General features: G+C 58.5%; 20 protein-coding genes and 3 tRNA genes. 17 read left to right on the top strand and 6 right to left on the bottom strand.

The genetic code is table 11. The annotated features are described in order from the left end of the window. The 4 genes from F7R20_RS19285 to F7R20_RS19270 all read left to right on the top strand — a co-directional run bounded on the left by F7R20_RS19285 (position 1) and on the right by F7R20_RS19270 (position 1,239). Positions 1–76: transfer RNA gene (locus tag F7R20_RS19285), tRNA-Gly, on the top strand. A 104-nt stretch (positions 77–180) separates the two neighbouring features. Continuing rightward, a tRNA-Glu gene (locus F7R20_RS19280) sits at positions 181–256 on the top strand. 3 nt (positions 257–259) lie between these two features. Next, positions 260–335 (top strand) — tRNA-Gly (locus tag F7R20_RS19275). Between the two features lie 271 nt (positions 336–606). Continuing rightward, positions 607–1,239, top strand: coding sequence for a LysE family translocator (locus tag F7R20_RS19270; RefSeq protein ID WP_003204356.1), 633 nt, complete (start codon positions 607–609; stop codon positions 1,237–1,239). A gap of 67 nt (positions 1,240–1,306) precedes the next feature. Here F7R20_RS19270 and F7R20_RS19265 read toward each other — a convergent pair whose 3' ends face one another. From F7R20_RS19265 to F7R20_RS19250, 4 genes are all read right to left on the bottom strand, one after another. After that, positions 1,307–2,563: an aminotransferase-like domain-containing protein gene (locus F7R20_RS19265; protein ID WP_003204353.1), complete on the bottom strand. Its 1,257-nt coding sequence runs from the start codon at positions 2,561–2,563 to the stop codon at positions 1,307–1,309. 61 nt (positions 2,564–2,624) lie between these two features. Then, positions 2,625–3,770, bottom strand: a complete 1,146-nt coding sequence (locus F7R20_RS19260) for a PLP-dependent transferase (RefSeq protein ID WP_003204351.1) — start codon at positions 3,768–3,770, stop codon at positions 2,625–2,627. After that, positions 3,767–5,251, bottom strand: coding sequence for an AmmeMemoRadiSam system radical SAM enzyme (amrS, locus tag F7R20_RS19255; protein WP_003204349.1), 1,485 nt, complete (start codon positions 5,249–5,251; stop codon positions 3,767–3,769). Before amrS ends, F7R20_RS19260 begins: the two co-directional genes overlap by 4 nt. Before the next feature lie 102 nt (positions 5,252–5,353). Continuing rightward, complete coding sequence (locus tag F7R20_RS19250; RefSeq protein ID WP_003204348.1) at positions 5,354–6,067, bottom strand: YczE/YyaS/YitT family protein; 714 nt, start codon at positions 6,065–6,067, stop codon at positions 5,354–5,356. A 188-nt stretch (positions 6,068–6,255) separates the two neighbouring features. Between F7R20_RS19250 and F7R20_RS19245 the strand changes: the two genes are divergently transcribed. Continuing rightward, positions 6,256–6,687, top strand: a complete 432-nt coding sequence (locus tag F7R20_RS19245; RefSeq protein WP_003204346.1) for an Lrp/AsnC family transcriptional regulator — start codon at positions 6,256–6,258, stop codon at positions 6,685–6,687. A 47-nt stretch (positions 6,688–6,734) separates the two neighbouring features. On the opposite strand, the gene F7R20_RS19240 is transcribed toward F7R20_RS19245, so the two are convergent. After that, complete coding sequence (locus F7R20_RS19240; protein WP_003204344.1) at positions 6,735–7,604, bottom strand: response regulator transcription factor; 870 nt, start codon at positions 7,602–7,604, stop codon at positions 6,735–6,737. Between the two features lie 312 nt (positions 7,605–7,916). Here F7R20_RS19240 and F7R20_RS19235 point away from each other — a divergent pair, with 312 nt between their 5' ends. From F7R20_RS19235 to F7R20_RS19180, 12 genes are all read left to right on the top strand, one after another. Then, the gene (locus F7R20_RS19235) at positions 7,917–8,108 is read left to right on the top strand and encodes a Flp family type IVb pilin (protein ID WP_003204342.1); all 192 of its coding nucleotides are present in this window, start codon (positions 7,917–7,919) and stop codon (positions 8,106–8,108) included. A 145-nt stretch (positions 8,109–8,253) separates the two neighbouring features. Further along, the gene (locus F7R20_RS19230) at positions 8,254–8,445 is read left to right on the top strand and encodes a Flp family type IVb pilin (RefSeq protein ID WP_003204340.1); all 192 of its coding nucleotides are present in this window, start codon (positions 8,254–8,256) and stop codon (positions 8,443–8,445) included. Between the two features lie 26 nt (positions 8,446–8,471). Beyond that, complete coding sequence (locus tag F7R20_RS19225; RefSeq protein WP_003204338.1) at positions 8,472–9,002, top strand: A24 family peptidase; 531 nt, start codon at positions 8,472–8,474, stop codon at positions 9,000–9,002. A gap of 2 nt (positions 9,003–9,004) precedes the next feature. Continuing rightward, complete coding sequence (locus tag F7R20_RS19220; RefSeq protein ID WP_003204336.1) at positions 9,005–10,333, top strand: P-loop NTPase family protein; 1,329 nt, start codon at positions 9,005–9,007, stop codon at positions 10,331–10,333. A gap of 15 nt (positions 10,334–10,348) precedes the next feature. After that, positions 10,349–11,164, top strand: a complete 816-nt coding sequence (gene cpaB / locus F7R20_RS19215) for a Flp pilus assembly protein CpaB (protein ID WP_003204334.1) — start codon at positions 10,349–10,351, stop codon at positions 11,162–11,164. A gap of 70 nt (positions 11,165–11,234) precedes the next feature. After that, positions 11,235–12,551: a pilus assembly protein TadG-related protein gene (locus tag F7R20_RS19210; RefSeq protein ID WP_027911502.1), complete on the top strand. Its 1,317-nt coding sequence runs from the start codon at positions 11,235–11,237 to the stop codon at positions 12,549–12,551. A gap of 8 nt (positions 12,552–12,559) precedes the next feature. Next, complete coding sequence (locus tag F7R20_RS19205) at positions 12,560–13,039, top strand: TadE/TadG family type IV pilus assembly protein (protein WP_003204330.1); 480 nt, start codon at positions 12,560–12,562, stop codon at positions 13,037–13,039. Next, a complete protein-coding gene (locus F7R20_RS19200; protein WP_003204328.1) occupies positions 13,039–13,533 on the top strand; it encodes a TadE family protein in 495 nt (164 codons plus the stop codon). Before F7R20_RS19205 ends, F7R20_RS19200 begins: the two co-directional genes overlap by 1 nt. Then, positions 13,527–14,747 carry an AAA family ATPase gene (locus F7R20_RS19195; RefSeq protein ID WP_003204325.1) on the top strand — a complete coding sequence of 407 codons (1,221 nt, stop codon included), beginning with the start codon at positions 13,527–13,529 and terminating at the stop codon, positions 14,745–14,747. The genes F7R20_RS19200 and F7R20_RS19195 overlap by 7 nt, the downstream gene beginning before the upstream one ends. A gap of 3 nt (positions 14,748–14,750) precedes the next feature. Beyond that, positions 14,751–16,193 carry a CpaF family protein gene (locus F7R20_RS19190; RefSeq protein WP_003204324.1) on the top strand — a complete coding sequence of 481 codons (1,443 nt, stop codon included), beginning with the start codon at positions 14,751–14,753 and terminating at the stop codon, positions 16,191–16,193. Next, on the top strand, positions 16,190–17,176 hold the full coding sequence (locus tag F7R20_RS19185) for a type II secretion system F family protein (RefSeq protein ID WP_003204322.1): 987 nt from the start codon (positions 16,190–16,192) through the stop codon (positions 17,174–17,176). The genes F7R20_RS19190 and F7R20_RS19185 overlap by 4 nt, the downstream gene beginning before the upstream one ends. A 27-nt stretch (positions 17,177–17,203) precedes the next feature. Next, positions 17,204–18,169 (top strand): type II secretion system F family protein, encoded by a 966-nt coding sequence (locus F7R20_RS19180; RefSeq protein WP_003204320.1) that lies wholly within the window; start codon positions 17,204–17,206, stop codon positions 18,167–18,169. 826 nt (positions 18,170–18,995) lie between these two features. Here the strand turns inward: F7R20_RS19180 and F7R20_RS19170 are convergent. After that, positions 18,996–19,265 carry a DUF3613 domain-containing protein gene (locus tag F7R20_RS19170; RefSeq protein ID WP_003204319.1) on the bottom strand — a complete coding sequence of 90 codons (270 nt, stop codon included), beginning with the start codon at positions 19,263–19,265 and terminating at the stop codon, positions 18,996–18,998. Between the last annotated feature and the right edge of the window lie 21 nt (positions 19,266–19,286).

Here is a 19,286-nt window from a genome sequence, read left to right as displayed (position 1 = left end):
GCGGGAATAGCTCAGTTGGTAGAGCACGACCTTGCCAAGGTCGGGGTCGCGAGTTCGAGTCTCGTTTCCCGCTCCAATTTTAAACAGCGTTGCTTTCGGGCAGGGCTGAGTGAAACCAGAACCAAGTCTTCGGAGGCGGGTCTGGGCACTGGAACACACACCATGTGTTCCGGGCAGCGTGTCCCCTTCGTCTAGTGGCCTAGGACACCGCCCTTTCACGGCGGTAACAGGGGTTCGAGTCCCCTAGGGGACGCCATTTGCGGGAATAGCTCAGTTGGTAGAGCACGACCTTGCCAAGGTCGGGGTCGCGAGTTCGAGTCTCGTTTCCCGCTCCAAATTCAAAAAGACGCCGCTCATTTGAGCGGCGTTTTTTTATGCGCGTAAAAAAGCCATTTAAATGCCCAAGGTTATGTATCCGGCGCTCAAGGGCCTTTAACGAGCGATTTGCGTTGTCTGCGGGGCTGGCAACGATTTTCCTTAATATTGAAGGGAAGGTGAGAGTACTTCCTGCAAAATTTAAGGGAAAACGCTTAGGAAGATTAATAGTTCATTCCTAAAGAAATGCACTTCTCCTAACCTTCCAGTACCCATTCTGGAGATGCATTTATGCTGATTTTCGTTAAATCGATGGTCATTGGGCTGTGCATTGCAGCCCCTGTAGGACCCATTGGGCTGTTGTGCATACAGCGAAGCCTGATGCTTGGGTGGAGAGCCGGTTTCGCGACGGGATTGGGCGCGGCCACAGCCGATTCGATCTATGGATTCATCGGTGCCCTGGGTGTCACGGCCATCATTGCGACGCTCATCAGCTTCAAACCCTGGTTGTGTATCTTTGGAGGGCTGTTCCTCGCCTACATTGGCTATCAGACAATACGATCGAAGGGCGGCTCGACGGCCATGGCGGGCGAGCGGGCCAATATGTTCAAAGCCTACTCGACCACGCTGTTCCTGACGCTGTCCAACCCCATGACCATCTTGTCGTTTATCGCGATATTTGCCGCATTGAGTGACGGCATGGCCAGTGACCAAGGCGGCCAGCACGCCTTGCTGCCGATGGTGACCGGTATCTTCCTGGGTTCGGCGGCCTGGTGGCTGGGGTTGAGTGGGTTCTCCTCCATTTTCAAGGCGCGGATTGCCGAATCAAAGCTCAGGCTGATCAACTACTTTTCAGGGGCAACCATCACCATCCTGGGGGCCTACCAGGTCGCCACTGGCGTCATGCTCGCCACGGGAACCTGACCTGGAGCTTATGCCTCGCTGAGCGAGGCATAAGCCTGGTATCTCCCCTGCGTTGCATGGGGACGTTTTACTGCAGTCTGAACTCGACGTACGCCCTGAAACGGCCTATCGCCTGGGTGATTTGCGAGGCGGTTGCATTGCTGAACGACAGCCTGACCTGGGTGGTGGCCTCATTCATCAGCGAAAACAAGGTGGTGGGAAATACAATCACCTTGAACAGCCTGGCGCACTCGCGCATTTCAGAATATCCAAAGACGAAAGGCAGCTGCACATTGATGAAGAAGCCGCCTGCCGGATGATTCCAGCTGACCGCTCTTTGAGCGCCGATCCTGAATGGAAATTCGCGCTCAAGGCATTCAAGCATGTGATTTCTTTTCTTTGTATAAGACAGCACCCTGGGTTGGTTCAGTCCTTTCAACGAGTAGTTGTGCTCGATCAGCAGGCCTGCGACAACCGCTTGGCACAAGGCAGGGGTGTTCACCGTGATCAGGCTTTTGGCTTTGCACAATCGGCTGCTGAAGGACATGACCCCAGTGCCCTCTGGGGCGACCACATAGCCCATGCGCAAGCCCGGGAAAATCGATTTGGCAAACGAGCCCAGCAAGAACACTCGGCGGCTATCGATGGACTTCATGGACGCAATGGCATCGCCTTCGTACCTGAAGTAGCGGTAGGCAGTGTCTTCGAGGATGAAAAAGTTCTTTTCATCGGCCAGGGAGAGCATGGCTCTTCTGTTGTCATGGGAAAGGCTGTCGGCGGTAGGATTGCTGAAATCAGGAATCGCATAAAGCGCCTTGATTCTTTCACCTCTGGATTCCAGCGCTTCAATGAGCCTGCGCAGGGCGATCGGATCAAGAAAGGTCGTCATGGGGACGGGGACTATTTTTATACCCAGCAGTTTTGCGATACCCGTGATGCCGGAAAACACCGGGTCAGGTACCAATAAAACCCCACTGCCTTCAAAAATGGACAGGAGCGTCAAGGTGCAGGCTTCTTGAAAGCCCATGCACACCACAATGCTTTCAGGGTCGGAAACGTTGATCGCTTCATCCACCTGCAAATGGCTGGCGATTATTTCATTGATGATTCCAGAGGTTTTTCCATACTGGCAGAGCAGCGTCGCAAGTGACTGTTCGGTGCCGGCAACGTGATCTTTGTATTGGGCCAGGCCCCTGTCGATGAGCGAAGGGTCGCACTGCTCATCATCGGGTCGACCGGAGGCCAGTGAAATGGCCTCCGGGTTCTCTTGGGCAATGGAGTTCAGTAGGTGGATGACGTTCAGGATGGGGTCGTCGAATATCGTGCTTTCGAATGCGCTGGACACTTTCGCTTCTCCATAAAAAGCAACGAGCCATTGAAGGCCCGTTGCTCATGATCAACACCCGCTACGCAGGATCGAGTGAGCGTTCTTGATCGACCTGCCTCTCCATGGCTTCGAATGCCTGCAGCAGGTCGTCCTTGAGGTCATCCAGGTCCTCCAGGCCAAAGCACAATCGAACCAGGCCTTTTTCGATGCCCATGTCCGCTTTTTCCTGATCTGTCATCGAGGCATGGCTGCCACTGAAGGGCTGGGCAACCATTGATGTCACGCAGGCCATTCCAGTGCCCGTGCCAAACCATTTGAGCGTGCTGGTGAACGTTTTGTAGAAGGGAACCAGGTCGGGCCGAATATCAACAAACACAATGCCGCCGTAACCGGTCAGTTGTTTGCCATCGACGCGTGGATAATAGACATGCTCAATAAAAGGCAGCTCGCGCAGATAGTTGAGCATGCTTGCTGTCGTCTGGCTGTGCTTTTCCATGCGCAGGTTGAACGTCTGCATGCTTCTGCGAAGCAGCCATGCGCTATTGGGCGTTAATATCGTGCCTGAATAAAAGCGACCCTCAAGCAGGCGGTTGTAAATCATTTCGCTGTTGACCAGAACCAGGCCACCCATGACATCGCTATGCCCGGAGAAGTATTTGGTTGCGCTGTACAGTGAAATGTCGGCGCCAAAATTCAACGGCTTCTGAAATATCGGCGTGGCCCAGGTGTTGTCAACCACCACCAGTGCTTGCGGGTTGTTTTGCTTGACGGCCCGGCTGACCGCATGAATATCGATGTCTTTCAGGAACGGGTTGGTCGGTGTTTCGAAAATGACCATGTCGACGTTCGCCGGCAAGGCATTCAACCCATCTTGTGTGGTGAGATCCAGAATCGTCAGGTGTGCGCCGATACGTGCCGCATAGCGCTGGAACAATTTATAAGAGCAGCCATAGATGTATTTGTTGATGACCAGCGAAGCACCCGGTTTCAACAGTTCCAACACCATGTAGATGGCGCTCATCCCGGTGCTGTAGGCCAGGGCATATTCGCTGCCCTCCAGGGACGCGACAACCTGTTCCAATTCGGTCACATTGGGATTGGCCTTCCTTGAGTAGAAGAAGGCCGAATCGGCGCTGAAGGCGCTGCACTGATAAATAGGAGTGACCGAAGGACGCGCGTCCCGGTCATCGACCTTGATATGAAGTATTTCAGTGGACACTTTCATGCTTGGCTGACCAGTTTGATGACCTGTTCATACATGTTCTGCTTGCCCTCGTAACCAATGGTCGGGGTAATGTCGTTTTGCGAAATACCAATCTCTTCAATCGACTCCGTGGGGAAGTGAGCCCTGTCGAATACTTCATGAAGGTTCGAGTTCACTCCGTTGGGGAGCCAGACCTCAGGACCGGTTTCATCGATGCGTGCCTTGGCAATAATGAATCGATAGCTTTCATGCGGCCGCAGCGTCAGTGATTTCCAATCGCTGTTGTGCCCGTCCGTATAGTTGCGCCGCAGGTAGACGGTCTGTTCGAAATCTTCGGTATTGAGCACTTGGGCGTGCAGCGACACGATATCCCCATGCCACTCGAACTTGCGTTTCTCGTAAGCGCTCAGCGCGTCCTCTCGCAGCTCGACTGGAGCGTTCGCCTGGTGTTCGCCCAGTAATTTGAAATGCGCATCGTGCCCGCATCGAGAGCAGCAACCCTTGCTGTCCAGCCCGATGATTTCAGCGTTCAAGCCGTAGCGGGTGACGAGCAGGGCGTTACAGTTGTTGCAACTGGTGTTGGTTCCCTCGACATCATTCACGTTGCCCAGGTAGACATGCTCAACGCCCATGCTGCGAGCTACGTCCCGAGCCTTCAGCAGCCGGTCCACAGGGGTGCGGATGCTGTTGCTCATTTTGTAATCAGGGTGGAACCTGACGAAGTGCAGCGGCACATTCGGGCCCAGCTCATCCAATACCCACTGGCTGATTTTCCGGGCCGTTTCCTCGTCGTCGCTGATGTCGGTCACCATCAAGGTGCTGACCTCGACATATTTGCCGGCGTCATAGACCTTCTTGATGCCCGCGAGGACCGGTTCTACCCAGCCGGTCGTGACCTTGCGGTAGTATTCCGGGGAAATGGATTTCAGCGAAATCGAGAAAATATCGATGACCGGCAGTAATTCATCGATGGCTTCTTCACTGATAAAGAACGCCGATTTATACAGGTTGATCAGGCCCGCTTCCTTGGCCAGCTTTGCCGTGTCGAGGATGAATTCATGCCAGACAACGGGATCGTTATACGTCCAGGAAATGACGCGTATTCCGTGCTTGAGTGCGGTTTCCACAACTTGTTCAGGGGTGTAGTAGTAAACGTCTTTGTCGGTGACGTACTTGGCTTGCGAGGTCTTCCAGTTGTGGCAATAACCGCAGTTGAGCATGCAGCCGATATTGCCCAGGGACAGGATCCGCTCTCCAGGCGCAAAGTGGAAAACGGCTTCGGTCTCAATCGTTTCTTCCGTGCTGTGAACGCCTTTGCCGTAGTTCAATGTAACGAGTCGGCCGCCACGGTTTCCGCGCACTTTGCAAAAACCTACCTTGCCCTCCTGTATGACACAGTTTCGCGGGGAAAGATGACACTTGACGACGCCCCCTGGGAGTATTTCTTCCAGTTTTGCCGGGCTGCTTTCCAAGGTCCAGTTCTTATTTTTTGTAGTGTCCATCTTTCTCACTCCTCATCACGGAAGTTGCTGTCAATATCATCGGTTGAAAAAGTCGAGGCGAAACAATCCCGTCGCCATGAATGGCAATCATCTTTATGGGTATTAGTAGGCGGATGAAGCGCGAATCAATCCATGGTTCTTGAGTGAAAAGCGCTTGGCATTCATGTTCATGAAGGGTTGGATAAGCGGGCCGATCACTAACAGGAATGCAATCGTTCCCACGCCGAATGGGCCGCCTAAAAGCCAGCCGCTCGAAAAGATGCCGATTTCAATGATCATTTTGGCTTTGGTGAATGACCAGCCCCACTTGGAAACCATGGTCAGTACCACGAGGTCCATGATTCTGATTCCAATACCGCTCATGATGATCAACGCGGAGGAATAGGCACATAACATCAGCCCCGTCGCCAATAACGTGTACTCATTCATTCTCGCGATCAAATACTCTCCGAGCCCCAGCCATGACCAGAGATCAATCAACAGACCGGTCAGTGTTGTTGTAATAAAGGGGCTTATCGGCGGGTATTTTTTGTTCCAGAGCATCCACCATGTCAGGAAGAAGAGGGACACGATAGCTGAACAGATGCCCATGCCCAGCATAAATATTTTATCGATCGAGATGATCAAGACGTCTAGTGGGTCGGTGCCCAGTTGACTGATGATGAAACACTTGGCACCCAGCGAAAAGAGACCGACACCCATCAAGTACATCAGGATCTGGTCCTTCTTGAATCGTCGCAGATTTAGCACTTGCGTGCCAATGTGCTGGGTGAAAGAGTATGACTTTTTTTCACACTTTATCTTTTCATCTTCCATGCGAACACCATCCCTGGAGAGAATATTTTATTATGAGTGCGTCACGCTAAAGAGCAGGGCTATTGATTGCCCTCAGGCTTTCAGGCTGGAAATAGACTAGCGCTCTGCTTTATTTTGGTGCATGCTTTTTTTAATGAAAAACGCGGGCTTTTCATTAAAATTTATACTTTTAACCGGGGAAAACGCACATGGATCGTATAGACGTCAAAATCCTGGGTAAGGTACAGGACTGTGGTCGCATTTCCATCACAGAGCTTTCCAAGCACGCAGGTCTTTCTATTCCTGCCACCAATGACAGGTTGCGTAAACTTGAAGACTCAGGGGTGATCAAGGGCTATTGCGCTCAGTTAGATCCAACCAAACTGGGGTACGGCATATCAGCTGTCGTCGGCATCACCACTCTCAAGCCGGCGAAGTCCAAATTAATAGCAACGCTCACCGACATACCCGAAGTCGTAGAGTGCCTGCACATCACCGGAAACGACTCCTATCTGATCCGGATCTACGCCAGATCCATGGCTGAGATCGAGGACATCATTGCGAAAATCAACGCGTACGGAGAGACGCGTACCAGCATTGTTCTGTCCATTCCTATCGAGAGAAGAAAGCTCGCCCCATGAGCCTGGGTGCTGCGCACTGACTACGTACTTTGCTGAACAAACATGGCTCACCTCTCAAGGCTGTGCACCAGGTTTTCAATCGCTTCCAGAGCCGCCTCATCCGGAGGTGGCGGTGCAGGGTTTGCGCTGCGCATCTGGTACGCAAGACGGTACTCACTGGGGGTGCAACTGGCGTATTGCTTGAAGGCGCGGGCGAAGTAGGACGGGTCCTTGAAGCCTGCCTCGTAGCCGATGCTGGTGATGGGCATCTGGCTGTTATCGAGCAGTTCCTTGGCAAAGCTCATGCGTTTGTTCAGCACATAGTCGGTGAAGCCGAGCCCGTTGGCTTCCTTGAACACCCGGCTGAAGCGAAATGTGGTCATGCCGCAGCGCTTGGCCAGATCGCGCTGATCGATGCTTTCGCGAAAATGCTGGTCGATGTACAGCATGATGTGGCTGAGAGCCTGGTGTTTCTGGTGCCCGGAGGTCAGGCGGATACTGTCCGGCAGGGTCGGGGAGTGGTCGATCTGCGAGGTCTTGCCCCGGCCATTGGTATTGCGACGCAGTTCGCACAGTTGCACCACGGCCGTCAGGTAGCGCTTTCTCTCGGCGGTAGACAAGGGCACCACCATGTATTCCCAGACGCTGGAGCGCATGGCCCACACCGCCAGTTCTTCGGAGTGCTGCACGGTGAACATGGTGATGGGGGTGGCAGGAACGGTCCGCTTGATCTCCAACAGGCGCCGCAGGCCCGGCGTGTCCGGGCGATCGAAGTGGATGCAGATCATGTCGACCTGTTCCCCGCCGGGCAGCATGGCGTTCTTTGCCAGCGTGCAGTCGCAGGTGTCCTGGAACTGGGAGACGAGTTCCTTGGTGGACCGATCGTGAGTCAGATCGAACCATAACAGCTTTGGTTTTTCAGTCAGACTTGGCGCCATAGGACGACTACCCAGAGGTTCTTTCTGCCCTTTAGCTAGCAGTATTGTCACAGTGCTATCACTTCGCCGAATAATTTTTTATAAAAAACCGATCTTTTAGCGCCGTCCCCGCCATGCGCCGCTTGCAAGCACCCGCTTGTGCTGCCGCACGGGATGGATTTCCCCGATTCGAGTCATTTTCCATTCCCGCAAAAAAATCCTAGCGATGTGCAAAATCCTCCTAACGGCTATGACCACCTGCTGACTAGGGTTGCATCAGGCAGTTCGCAATGTACTGCCTCTTTGAAAAACAACCCCGATGAGGTGTGCGAAATGACTCTTCAAACTATCAAGGCTTCGGTACTGAAGTTCGCCAAAGATGAAGACGGCCTGACCATTGTGGAATACGCCGTGGCCGGTGGGTTGATCACGGTGGCTGTGGCGGCGATGTTCGTCTTGCTGGGCAGCGCCGTGAACACCCGGATTACCGCACTCTGCGCCGCGGTCAAGGGCTCTGCCTGCTGACAACCGCTCCCTTTCGGGAATGGGATGAAGCCCATCGAGGCGCCGGTTTCAGCATTGCCTGATAAAGCTTCGAAGTATTTGCTCAATGGGCTTCGCATTGTTCTTTATCAGCCGGTTTTATGACCGTTGAAGTGAGGTAAATGACATGAAAGTTCAAAGACTCAGAACTTCGATAGTTAAGTTTATCGATGATGAAGACGGCCTGACCATTGTGGAATATGCCGTGGCCGGTGGGCTGATTACGGTGGCGGTTGCCGCGATGTTTGTTCTGCTGGGCGGTGCGGTGAATGATCGGATCACTGCGCTCTGCGCCGCGGTAAAAGGCTCTGCCTGCTAACTCCAACCGCACGATGGAGACGCATCATGTCCATGGAATTGCTGATGTCGACGGTATTGCTGCTAGGACTACTGGGTGTGGCGGTGGTGAGCGATCTGCTTCGCCACCGCATCCCCAACACGCTGGTGCTGTTGGGCCTGGCCTTGGGATTGGCCAGCCAGATTTATACAGACGGGATTGGCGGGCTCGGCGACAGCCTGTTGGGCATGCTGATCTGTTTCGCGCTGTTCCTGCCCATGTACGCCGTCGGTGGCATGGCTGCCGGTGACGTCAAGCTGATGACCATGGTCGGCAGCTTCCTGCCCTTTCATTACGCACTGTGGGCGGCGCTGTTCAGCCTGATCGCCGGCGGTGTGTGCGGTTTCCTGATCGTCCTGGCTCGCGGCCAACTGCTCCAGACCCTGCAGCGCTACTGGTTGAGCGTCCGTGCGCAGGCGTATCTGGCGCCTGGGTCGGATGAAGTGGCCGGCAAACCTTTTCCTTACTCGATTGCGATCCTGATCGGCACTTTGAACAGCGTTTACTGGCAGCTGGTTGCCGGTGGCTGGGGAGTCTAGTCATGCACGTCATTAACGATAGCGATGCCTACCCCAGCGAACGGGAAGCAGTACAGCGGTTGGCGCCGCAGCCGAGCTCGATTCGCGACACGGGGCTGACCGACAGTTTTCTCGGCGAGCTGGTGTGCAAACATCTGCACGATGCCGGTGTGTTGGACATGTCGCGGCTGGTGGAGCGCCTGGCGCTAACCGGCGCGGTGCTGGAAGAAGTCCTGGCGTTCCTGCGCAAGGACGGTCGCGTCGAAGTGCTGGGCCAGTTGGGGCAATCGGGTGGACAGACGCTGCGTTATGGCCTGACCGAGCGCGGCCGCAGTTCGGCGCGTGACGCCCTGGCCCGTAGCGGCTACATCGGCGCGGCCCCGTTCCCGGTGAGCACCTATCGCTCGCTGATCAAGATCCAGACCATTCACCATGGCCGCATTACCGCCAAGGACATGAATCACGCCCTGGCAGGCATGGTGTTGAGCCAAGGCATGCTCGACCAGTTGGGCGTCGCCCTGAATTCCGGGCGGGCAATTATGATCTACGGCCCGGCGGGCACGGGCAAAACCTACGTCAGCAGCCGATTGATCCGGCTGTTCGCCGAGGCGATCTGGGTGCCCCATGCCATTGTCATCAACGAGTCGGTGATCGAGATCTACGATCCGCAGGTGCACCAGCGCCTGGATGACAACGGCCAATCGAACAACCTGATGCTCAACGAAGGCATCGACCGCCGGCTGCTGTGCTGCAAACGCCCGATCGTCATCACCGGCGGCGAGCTGAACATGGAACAGCTGGACGTGCGCTACGACCCATTCACCCGGCAATACCAGGCGGCGTTGCAGCTCAAGGCCAGCAATGGCCTGTTCATCATCGATGACATGGGCCGCCAGCGCATGGCCCCGGCCGAATTGCTCAATCGCTGGATCGTGCCCATGGAGGAGAAGCGCGACTTCATCAACCTGGGCGGCGGCCGGCATTGCGAATTACCGTTCGACCTGGTGCTGGTGTTTTCCACCAACCTCAATCCCCTCGAATTGGCCGACGAGGCCTTCCTGCGGCGCATTGGCTACAAGGTGCAGTTCGGCTACCTCAAGCCCGAGGAATACGAACAAATCTGGCGCCAGGAGTGCGAACGCCTGGGCATTCCTTATGACCCGCTGTTGGTGCGCTATGTCCTGCAGCGGTTGTATGCAGCCGAAGGCATGCCGCTGGTGCCTTGCCATCCCCGTGACCTGTTGAACATGGCGCTCGACCGTCAGCGTTACCTGGGCGGTTCCGGCCCCCTGTCGCCGCAAGAGCTGGAATGGGCCTGGCACAACTACTTCGTTCAGCTCGACTTCCTTTGATCTGGAGATACCGACATGAGCTCTCGTACGCTTCCGCTGATAGGCATTTCCCTGGTAATGGGCCTTGGTGCCGCATGGATGGCTGACTCCTGGTTGAGCGCGCGACTCAACGCGACCCCCGACGATCACTTGCGAAGCGTGGTGGTCGCTACGGTGGAAATCCCCTTTGGGCAAATGGTCGAGGCCCAGCAAGTCACGACCGTGCGCATGCCCATGGACACGATCCCGGACGACGCCTTCGATTCCAGCGAGCAGGCCGTGGGCAAGATCGCCACCTTCGACATCCTGCGCGGCGACATCGTGCGGGGTGCGCGTCTGAGCGAGCACTTGGGCGGCAGCACCCTGGCTTCGCTGATCGCACCGGACAAGCGGGCCATATCGGTGCGTGTGGATGATGTGGTCGGTGTCGGCGGGTTCCTGCTGCCAGGCAACCGGGTCGACGTGTTGGCGACCAAGACCACCAACGCCGGCAGCAACAGCGCGACGTCCCGGACCCTCCTGGAAAACCTGCGGGTGCTGGCGGTAGACCAGACCGCCGGCACGGACAAGACCCAACCGGTAGTGGTGCGGGCCGTGACGCTGGAAATGTCGGCCACCGAAGCGGAATTGCTGGTCACCGCGCAGACCGAAGGCAAGCTGCAATTGGCCTTGCGCAATCCGTTGAACCTGGAGAAAAAAGCCGTGGCCGTTGCGCCGCCAGCCCCTGCGCCGGTCATGGCGATGGCGGCGGCCCCAATGCCAAAACCTGTGATGCAGCGCAGTGCCAAGCCGCAAGGCGGGGCGATCACGTTGATCCGCGGGGTTGAAAGCAGCGTGATCAATGTCCGCTGAGTGATGCCTCCATGCCAGGCCGTTAAAGGTCGTGGCGATGCCGATCCTCAAACGTTGTAATGAGGGCTCGATGATGAATGCCAATATCCGGCGCCAGGGAGGGGCGGTGAGTGTTTTGATGGTGATAGCGTTGGCGGCGATTGCCATGATGGCGGCCTTGGCCCTGGATGGCGGGCACATGCTGCTGAACAAGACCCGTTTGCAAAATGCCGTGGATGCCGCGGCTCTGGGCGGCGCCAAGACGTTGAGCCAGGTGACGGGCGGCATGAACATGGCCAGCACGACGCGCGCCGCAGCCTTGGATACCTTGAGCAGAAATGCCAGCGCCGTGGGCAACGCCGAACTGGCCACCGCCGTCGCCGGCAATCCGGGTGCTTTTGCGGCGGTGGAATTGTCCAGCAGTGTCTATGGCCCTTTCTCTTACCCCGGCCCCACGGACGCCAAGTACGTGCGGGTGTCGGTTGCCAACTATCAACTCAACGGTTTTTTCTGGAGTTTCGTCCAGTCGATGGGCAGCGGCGGCTTGGGTGGCAAAGCCGTGGCGGCGATCGCCACCGCCGGGCCCAGTCCCACTTCACCTTGCGATGTGGCACCCCTGATGGTCTGTGGCGACGCCAGCCAATATGACCCCGCCGCGGGTAACTTCTGGAGCTACCACTTTGGCGACCTGGTGGTCTTGAAGACGGCGGCGGGCAATACCTCACCGATCGGACCGGGCAACTTTCAATTGCTCGATTTCGGCTCCGGCGGCAGTTCGGTTCGTGAGGATCTGGCGGGTGGCGGCTCGGTCTGCCGTGCCGTTGGAGACAACGTCCAGACGTCCCCAGGTAATACCGTCGGCCCGGCGTCCCAGGGACTGAATACACGCTTCGGCATCTACAACGGCCCGGTCAGTGCGTCCGACTATCCGCCGGATCTGATCACCGCTTCGAGCTCACCGGCGATGACCTACAACGATGCGCTCTCACAGGCGCAATACAAGGGCAAGCCGGTTGTTTCAAGTAGTGGCGATCTTTCGGCGGGCGGCGAGGAGATACAGGACTACAACGACTGGCGGACCCAGGTCGCCGCGTGTGTGGCGGGAAGCGGCAGTGGCTGCCAGAGCAACGGGGTGTTCGAGCGCCGGATGCTGAAAATCGTAGTGGGCAACTGCACCGGCAAACAAGGGGGCTCGACTTCTATTCCTGTTCTGGGGTTCGGCTGCTATTTCGTCGTGCAGCCCATGAGCGGCGGTGGCACCCAGGCGCAGATATTCGGCCAGTTCGTCCATGAATGCGAGGGTGACAACGTCCCTGGCCCGACGCCGTCCAACGACGCTGGCCCGCAAATCATCCAGCTCTACAAAACCTATCTCAACGGCAGCGGCACGCCGAGCACCGACTCGTAGGAGGCGTCATGGGACTTTCTCATTTCAAACCAGCGCAAGCCCAGCAAGGCGTGGCGCTGGTGGAGTTCACCCTGGTGCTGCCGTTGCTGCTGTTGTTGCTGCTGGCCTTCGGCGAGTTCGGTCGCATGCTCTACCAGTACAACGTGCTGTTGCAGGCCAGCCGCGATGCCGACCGCTTCGTCGCCAGCCAGGCGTGGAACTCCACCCTCGGCGCCGTCGCCTTGGGCGGCACGCTCCTGACCCAGACGAAAAACGTCGCGGTGTATGGCGTGCCCAGCGCTACTGGAACCGCCGTGGTGTCCGGGTTGACCACGGCTAACGTGCAGGTCGCCGCCGTGGGCATTGATCATGTGCGCGTCACCATTACCTACACCTTCTGCCCGGTGATTGGTGCGGGCAGTTGCAATGGGTCGATCCCCGGTTTTTTTGGCAACGCCATTCCGCTGGGCATCCAGTTGGTGGCGACCACCGTCATGAGGGCGCTCTGATGAACAATAAGCACATGCGCGGCACGTACGTCGTGGAGTTCGCCTTCGTTGGCCTGCTGGTGTTCACCCTGCTGTTCGGGGTGCTGGAAATGGGCCGGTTGTATTTCACCGTCAACGCCCTGGATGAAGCCGCACGGCGCGGTGCGCGTCTGGCGGCGGTGTGCAACATCAGCGACCCGGTGGTGTTGCGCCGGGCCATCTTCAACGCCGCAACGGACGCCGGGACCAGTCAACTGATCAGCAGCCTGGCGACCACGAACCTGGCGCTGACCTACCTGGACGTCGATGGCGCCGTGGTGGCGAACCCCGGCGACACGTCCAGCGCCACAGGGTTTCGTGCCATCCGCTATGTCCGGCTGAGCGTGCAGAACTTCGTTTTCAACCTGTTCGTTCCCGGCTTAGGCGTGCCCATCACCTTGCCCACGTTCCGGGCAACCTTGCCACGCGAAAGCCTTGGGCGTCATTCCGATTCCGGGGAGATCACACCATGCTGAACACCAGGGAAACTCCGCTTTCGACCGCGACTGGCAGAGCCGGGCTGCGGATACTGATCAGCAGTCGCGATGCCACGTCCCTGCGCGACCTGCAATGCGTCTGCCAGCGCATGCCTGGCCTTGAAGTGAGCACGCGCCTGGTCAGCAACGGCCATGTCGACCCGCTCTACGGCCTGGACCGCATGCCCGACCTGCTGCTGCTACGCGTCAGCCACCTGTGGCGTGAAGAACTGTCGGCGTTGCTGCAACGTCCGGCCCATGAACGTCCGCCGATGCTGGTGTGTGGCCCTTTGGGTGAGCAGGAGGGCATGCGCCTGGCAATGCAGGCCGGCGCCCGGGACGTGCTGCCCGAACCCATTGCCGATACCGAATTGGTGGCGGCGTTGAATCGCCTGGTCGCGGATGTGCGCCTGGGCAGTGGCAACGAGGGCAAGCTGGTCGCCGTGATCAGCGCCAAGGGCGGCTCCGGCGGAACCCTGGTGGCCTGCAACCTGGCCCAGCAGCTCAGCGCCCGGGCAGGCAATACCTTGCTGCTGGACATGGACCTGCAATTTGGCAGCGTGACCCATTACCTGGACGTGGCGCAGTCCCACAGCCATCTGGAAGTGCTGCAGCAGATCGATGACATGGACAGCGTCGCGCTGCGGGGTTTTTGCAGCCACTTCAGCCCGACCCTGCACGTACTGGGTGGCCGGGCTGGCGAATTGTGCCTGCCCCAGGACGCCCAACCGGAACAGCTCGACGCCCTGTTGCAACTGGCCCGCGCCAGTTATGACTGGGTGGTGGTGGACCTGCCGCGGCAGATCGATCACCTCACCGGTTCGGTGCTGGAACAGGTGGACCGGGTGTACGTGGTGGTGCAACAGAGTGTCAGCCACCTGCGCGACGCCAGTGCCCTGGTGCGCATCCTTCGCGAAGACCTGGGCGTGCGCGGGGATCAGTTGCAGATCGTGATCAACCGCTATGACAAAAACGCCGCCGTCAGCCTCAAGGACATCGGCGAGGCCCTGCGTTGCACGAACCTGTCGAAATTGCCCAATGACTTCAACCTGGTCAGCCAGAGTCAGAACACTGGCGTGCCGTTGGGGCTGCATGCGCCGAAGGCGGCAATCACCGCCGCCCTGCGCGATTTGACCGAAGACCTGGTCGGTCACCAGATGGCCACAGACAAGGGCCTGCTTAAACGTGCCTTCAACCGTTTTTTCGGGGGATGACCCATGATCAGCGACTTTCGTAACCGCTTGCGCAAACAGCCCATCAAACCTGGCGCTTCAGCCGACGCCCAGCCCGGCGACGGCCAGCCGGACCCGACAGCCGCGTTGATGGCCTGGGAGCAGGCCATCCCTGACGTGCTGTACGAAACCCGCAGCCAGGTCACGCCGGTGGAGGCCGAGTGGCGGGAAAAGATCTACCAGCAATTGCTCAAGGTCATGGACCTGTCGTTGCTCGATGCCCTGGAACAAGTCGAGGCCGCGCGGCAGATACGCGATATCTGCCAGCGTCTGCTCGAGGAACATTCGGCACCGGTGAGTACCGTCAGCCGTCAGCTGATCATCAAGCAGATCACCGACGAAGTGCTCGGCCTCGGGCCGCTGGAGCCGCTGTTGGCCGACCATAGCGTGTCCGACATCCTGGTCAACGGGTTTGCCTCGGTCTATGTCGAGCGCTTCGGCAAGCTGCAGCGCACCGACGTGCGTTTTCGCGATGACCAGCATTTGCTGAACATCATCGACCGCATCGTTTCCAGCTTGGGGCGACGTATCGACGAGTCCTCGCCCTTGGTGGACGCCCGGCTCAAGGACGGTTCGCGGGTCAACGCGATCATTCCACCGCTGGCCATCGACGGTCCGAGCATGTCGATCCGGCGCTTCGCCGTGGACCTGCTCAACACCGACAGCCTGATCCAGGTCGGCACCATGACCCCGGCCATTGCCTTGCTGCTCAAGGCCATCGTTCGCGGGCGCCTGAACGTGCTGATCTCCGGCGGGACCGGCAGCGGCAAGACCACCATGCTCAACGTGCTGTCCAGTTTCATTCCCCACAACGAACGCATCGTCACCATCGAGGATTCGGCCGAGTTGCAACTGCAGCAACCCCACGTGGTACGCCTGGAAACCCGCCCTTCGAACATCGAGGGACGCGGCGAGGTGAGCCAGCGGGAGTTGGTGCGCAACAGCCTGCGGATGCGTCCGGACCGCATTGTCATTGGCGAGGTGCGCGGCGCCGAGGCGCTGGACATGCTCACGGCGATGAACACCGGCCACGACGGCTCCCTGACCACCATTCACGCCAACACCGCACGGGATGCGTTGGGGCGAATCGAGAACATGGTGTCGATGACCGGGGCGACGTTTCCGATCAAGGCCATGCGTCAACAAATTGCCTCGGCCATCGGTGTAGTGATCCAACTGGAGCGTCAAGAAGACGGCAAGCGACGCGTGGTGAGCATGCAAGAGATCAACGGGATGGAAGGGGAGATCATCACCATGACCGAGATTTTCTCCTTCGTGCGCCAGGGCATCGGCGAGCACGGCGAGGTGCTTGGGGAGTATCGGCCCAGTGGCATGATCCCGGCCTTCCGCGATGTGCTCGCCAAGCGCGGCATCGAATTACCGCTGGCCCTGTTTCGCCCTGAGTGGATGGAGGGCCGCACGTCATGAGCAATATCCCCAGTGAGTTCATTCTGATTTTCCTTGGCATGGTATTCATCGCCGTGTTCCTGCTGTCCCAAGGCGTGGTAGTGCCGGTGTTCGGCGAGGCCGGGAAAATGCGCAAGCGCATTCGCGGGCGCCTGCATGTGCTGGAGAAGGCCAACCACTTGCCCAACATGCAGACCGTGTTGCGGCAGAAATACCTGACGCGCCTGTCCCCCTTGGAAGCCCGCCTGGAACAGCTGCCGTTCATGGCCAACCTGACCCAACTGATCGAGCAGGCCGGGCACGAGTACCGGGCTTATCGGGTGATGCTGCTCGGTCTGATCCTGGGGGGGGCGGCCGGTGCCTTGGTACTGATGCTCTCGCAGGTCTGGTGGCTGGCGCTGCTGGCGGCATTTGCGCTGACCTGGCTGCCGGTGCTGAAAATCCTGCGTGACCGCAACAAGCGTTTCGCCGCGTTCGAGGAAGGTTTGCCAGATGCACTGGACGCCATGTGCCGGGCCTTGCGTGCCGGGCATCCGTTCAACGAAACCCTGCGTCTGGTCGCCGAGGAGCACAAGGGGCCGGTCGCCCAGGAGTTCGGCATGACGTTTTCCGACATCAACTATGGCAACGATGTGCGCCGGGCCATGCTCGGCCTGCTGGAGCGCATGCCGAGCATGACGGTGATGATGCTGGTGACCTCGATCCTGATCCACCGCGAGACCGGCGGCAACCTGACCGAAGTGCTGGAGCGCCTGAGTCGCTTGATTCGCGGGCGTTTCCGTTTCCAGCGCAAGATCAGGACGCTGTCGGCGGAAGGGCGCATGTCGGCCTGGGTGCTGGTGGCGATCCCGTTCGTGCTGGCGATCGCCATCGTACTCACCAGCCCTAGCTACATGCCGGTGCTGATCAATGACCCCATAGGGCACAAGCTGATCATCGGCGCGTTCTGCGCCATGTTGATCGGGATTTTCTGGATAAAAAAAATCATCCGGATCCAGGTATAAGCGCTGTTGCGCCGAGAGGTTTGAGTCATGGACTTTTTGCTCGGATTGTTGAGTCGGTTTACCGGCAACGAAGAGCTGGCACGCCTGTTGTTCGTCACCGTGGTCGGCGTCAGTACGGTGTTGGCGGTCGTCGCGCTCATGCTATTGATGCTGGGCCTGCAGGATCCGGTGCAGCGGCGCCTGGCGCTGATCAAGCGCGGTTACGCGGGCAACACTGTGGGACAGGAGGCGCCCAGTAACCTGCAGCTCTTGCTGGAACGGGTTGGTCAGCGCTTTGCCTCGACCGATCAGGCCCACACGTCCGCCACCCAGACCTTGCTGACCCATGCCGGTTACCGGTCTGCCTCGGCGGTGCAGATGTATTGGGCGGTGCGCCTGATGTTGCCGTTGTTGATGGTTGGCGTTGCGTTGTTGCTGCTGCCGATGGTCAAGGTTTCAGTGGCCATCGGCCTGCTGGCGGTGACCCTCGTGGCGGGCATTGGCTGGTTGCTGCCGGCGATCTACGTCGGCAAACGCAAGCAGGCACGGCAAGGCCGGCTGCGTGCCGCGTTCCCGGATGCACTGGACTTGATGGTGGTTTGCGTCGAGTCGGGCCTGGCCCTGCCCACGACGATCGAGCGGGTGGCCGAAGAGATGTCGGTCAGCCAGGTTGAACTGGCCGAGGAGCTGGCGCTGGTCAATGCGCAGATCCGGGCGGGCATCACCAGCACCGAAGCGCTCAAGCAACTGGCCGTGCGTACCGGACTGGAGGATATCCAGGGTTTGGTCAGCCTGCTGGCGCAGAGTATCCGTTTCGGTACCAGCGTGGCCGATACCCTGCGGATCTACGCCGATGAGTTTCGTGACCGGCGTACCCAGGCTGCGGAAGAAATGGGGGCCAAGATTGGCACCAAGCTGATCTTTCCGCTGATTTTCTGCCTGTGGCCGAGCTTCTTCCTGGTTGCCATTGGTCCGGCCATGATCGGTGTGTTCAGGGCTTTCGGGAATATGTAGATCGGTGGTCTTATGTTCACCACAGTCCCATTGTGGGAGCGAGCTTGCTCGCGATGGCGGCCTGACGGCTGGCCTTGCTCTTGTTGACCGGGGGCCGGGTACATATCCATTCCTGCGGTAACGGCTGCTTAGGGTTCCGCCCTGACGGCGGCTCACTTTTGAGAAGCCCGGAAGCCGGCCCAGTCAAAAGTAAGCAAAACGCTCTTGCCCCACCACTCGGCACCTCGCCTAGGCTCGGTGTGCCCTCTCTCCGGCATTGCTCCGTGGGCCGCCGCGAAGGGCCATCCATGGCCGCGGCTATCCCGGCATCCATGCCGGGATGCCCACTACGCAATGCCTACGTTCGGCGATCGTGGTTAACGGGGCGCCCGAGATCAACGTCCACCCCGAGGCGGCCTAGTAGCCGACCTGGCTCTCCCGGTCGTACACCCATCAGCTCTGTTTGAGCAGGACCTGTGGGAGCAAAGCTTGCTCGCGAGGCGGCCTGACAGCCGACCTGGCTCTCCCGGTCGTACCCCGATCCCATTGTGGGAGCGAGCCTGCTCGCGAAAGCAGTGGGTCAGTTTGCATGGATGTTGGAGATGAAGGCCGCTTCGCGAGCAAGCTCGCTCCCACAGGTGATCTTGGGTGTTCATGAGTCTTGTGTTCACCACAGGCCCATTGTGGGAGCGAGCTTGCTCGCGATAGCTGTGGGTCAGTTGCATGAGTGTTGGGGGCCCCAGGTTTTTCCGGCGGTCAGCCAAAAGACCGCAGCCCTCGGCAGTTCCTACATCGGATCAAATGTAGGCGCTGTCGAGGGCTGCGGTCTTTTCGTTTCCTGCGTTTTTCATTTACTGCTGGTGATATCGCCTCCCGAGTCCTGGTCAAAGAATTCCGGGATCGGATAGGTGAAGCTGTTGAGCCAACGCTGCATGGCCATCTCGCGTTCGGCGGCCGAGGCGGTTTGCAGGTTGGTGGAGGCCACCACGCCGCGAATCTGCAGTTGCATCCAGCTCTCGGTGCCTTGCTGTGCGGGCGAAGAGGGGCCTGGTTCAATGGCCCAGGCGCTGCTGGAAAGGCTCACCATGCAGGCGATCATCAATTGTTTGGTCATCATTTCTTGGACTCCTCGTAACGC

This window comes from Pseudomonas brassicacearum subsp. brassicacearum (genome assembly GCF_008801605.1).
GTDB classification, from domain to species: Bacteria; Pseudomonadota; Gammaproteobacteria; order Pseudomonadales; family Pseudomonadaceae; genus Aquipseudomonas; species Aquipseudomonas brassicacearum.
The sequence above is the reverse complement of the archived record's forward strand: the minus strand, read 5'-3'. Positions and strand labels throughout refer to the sequence as shown.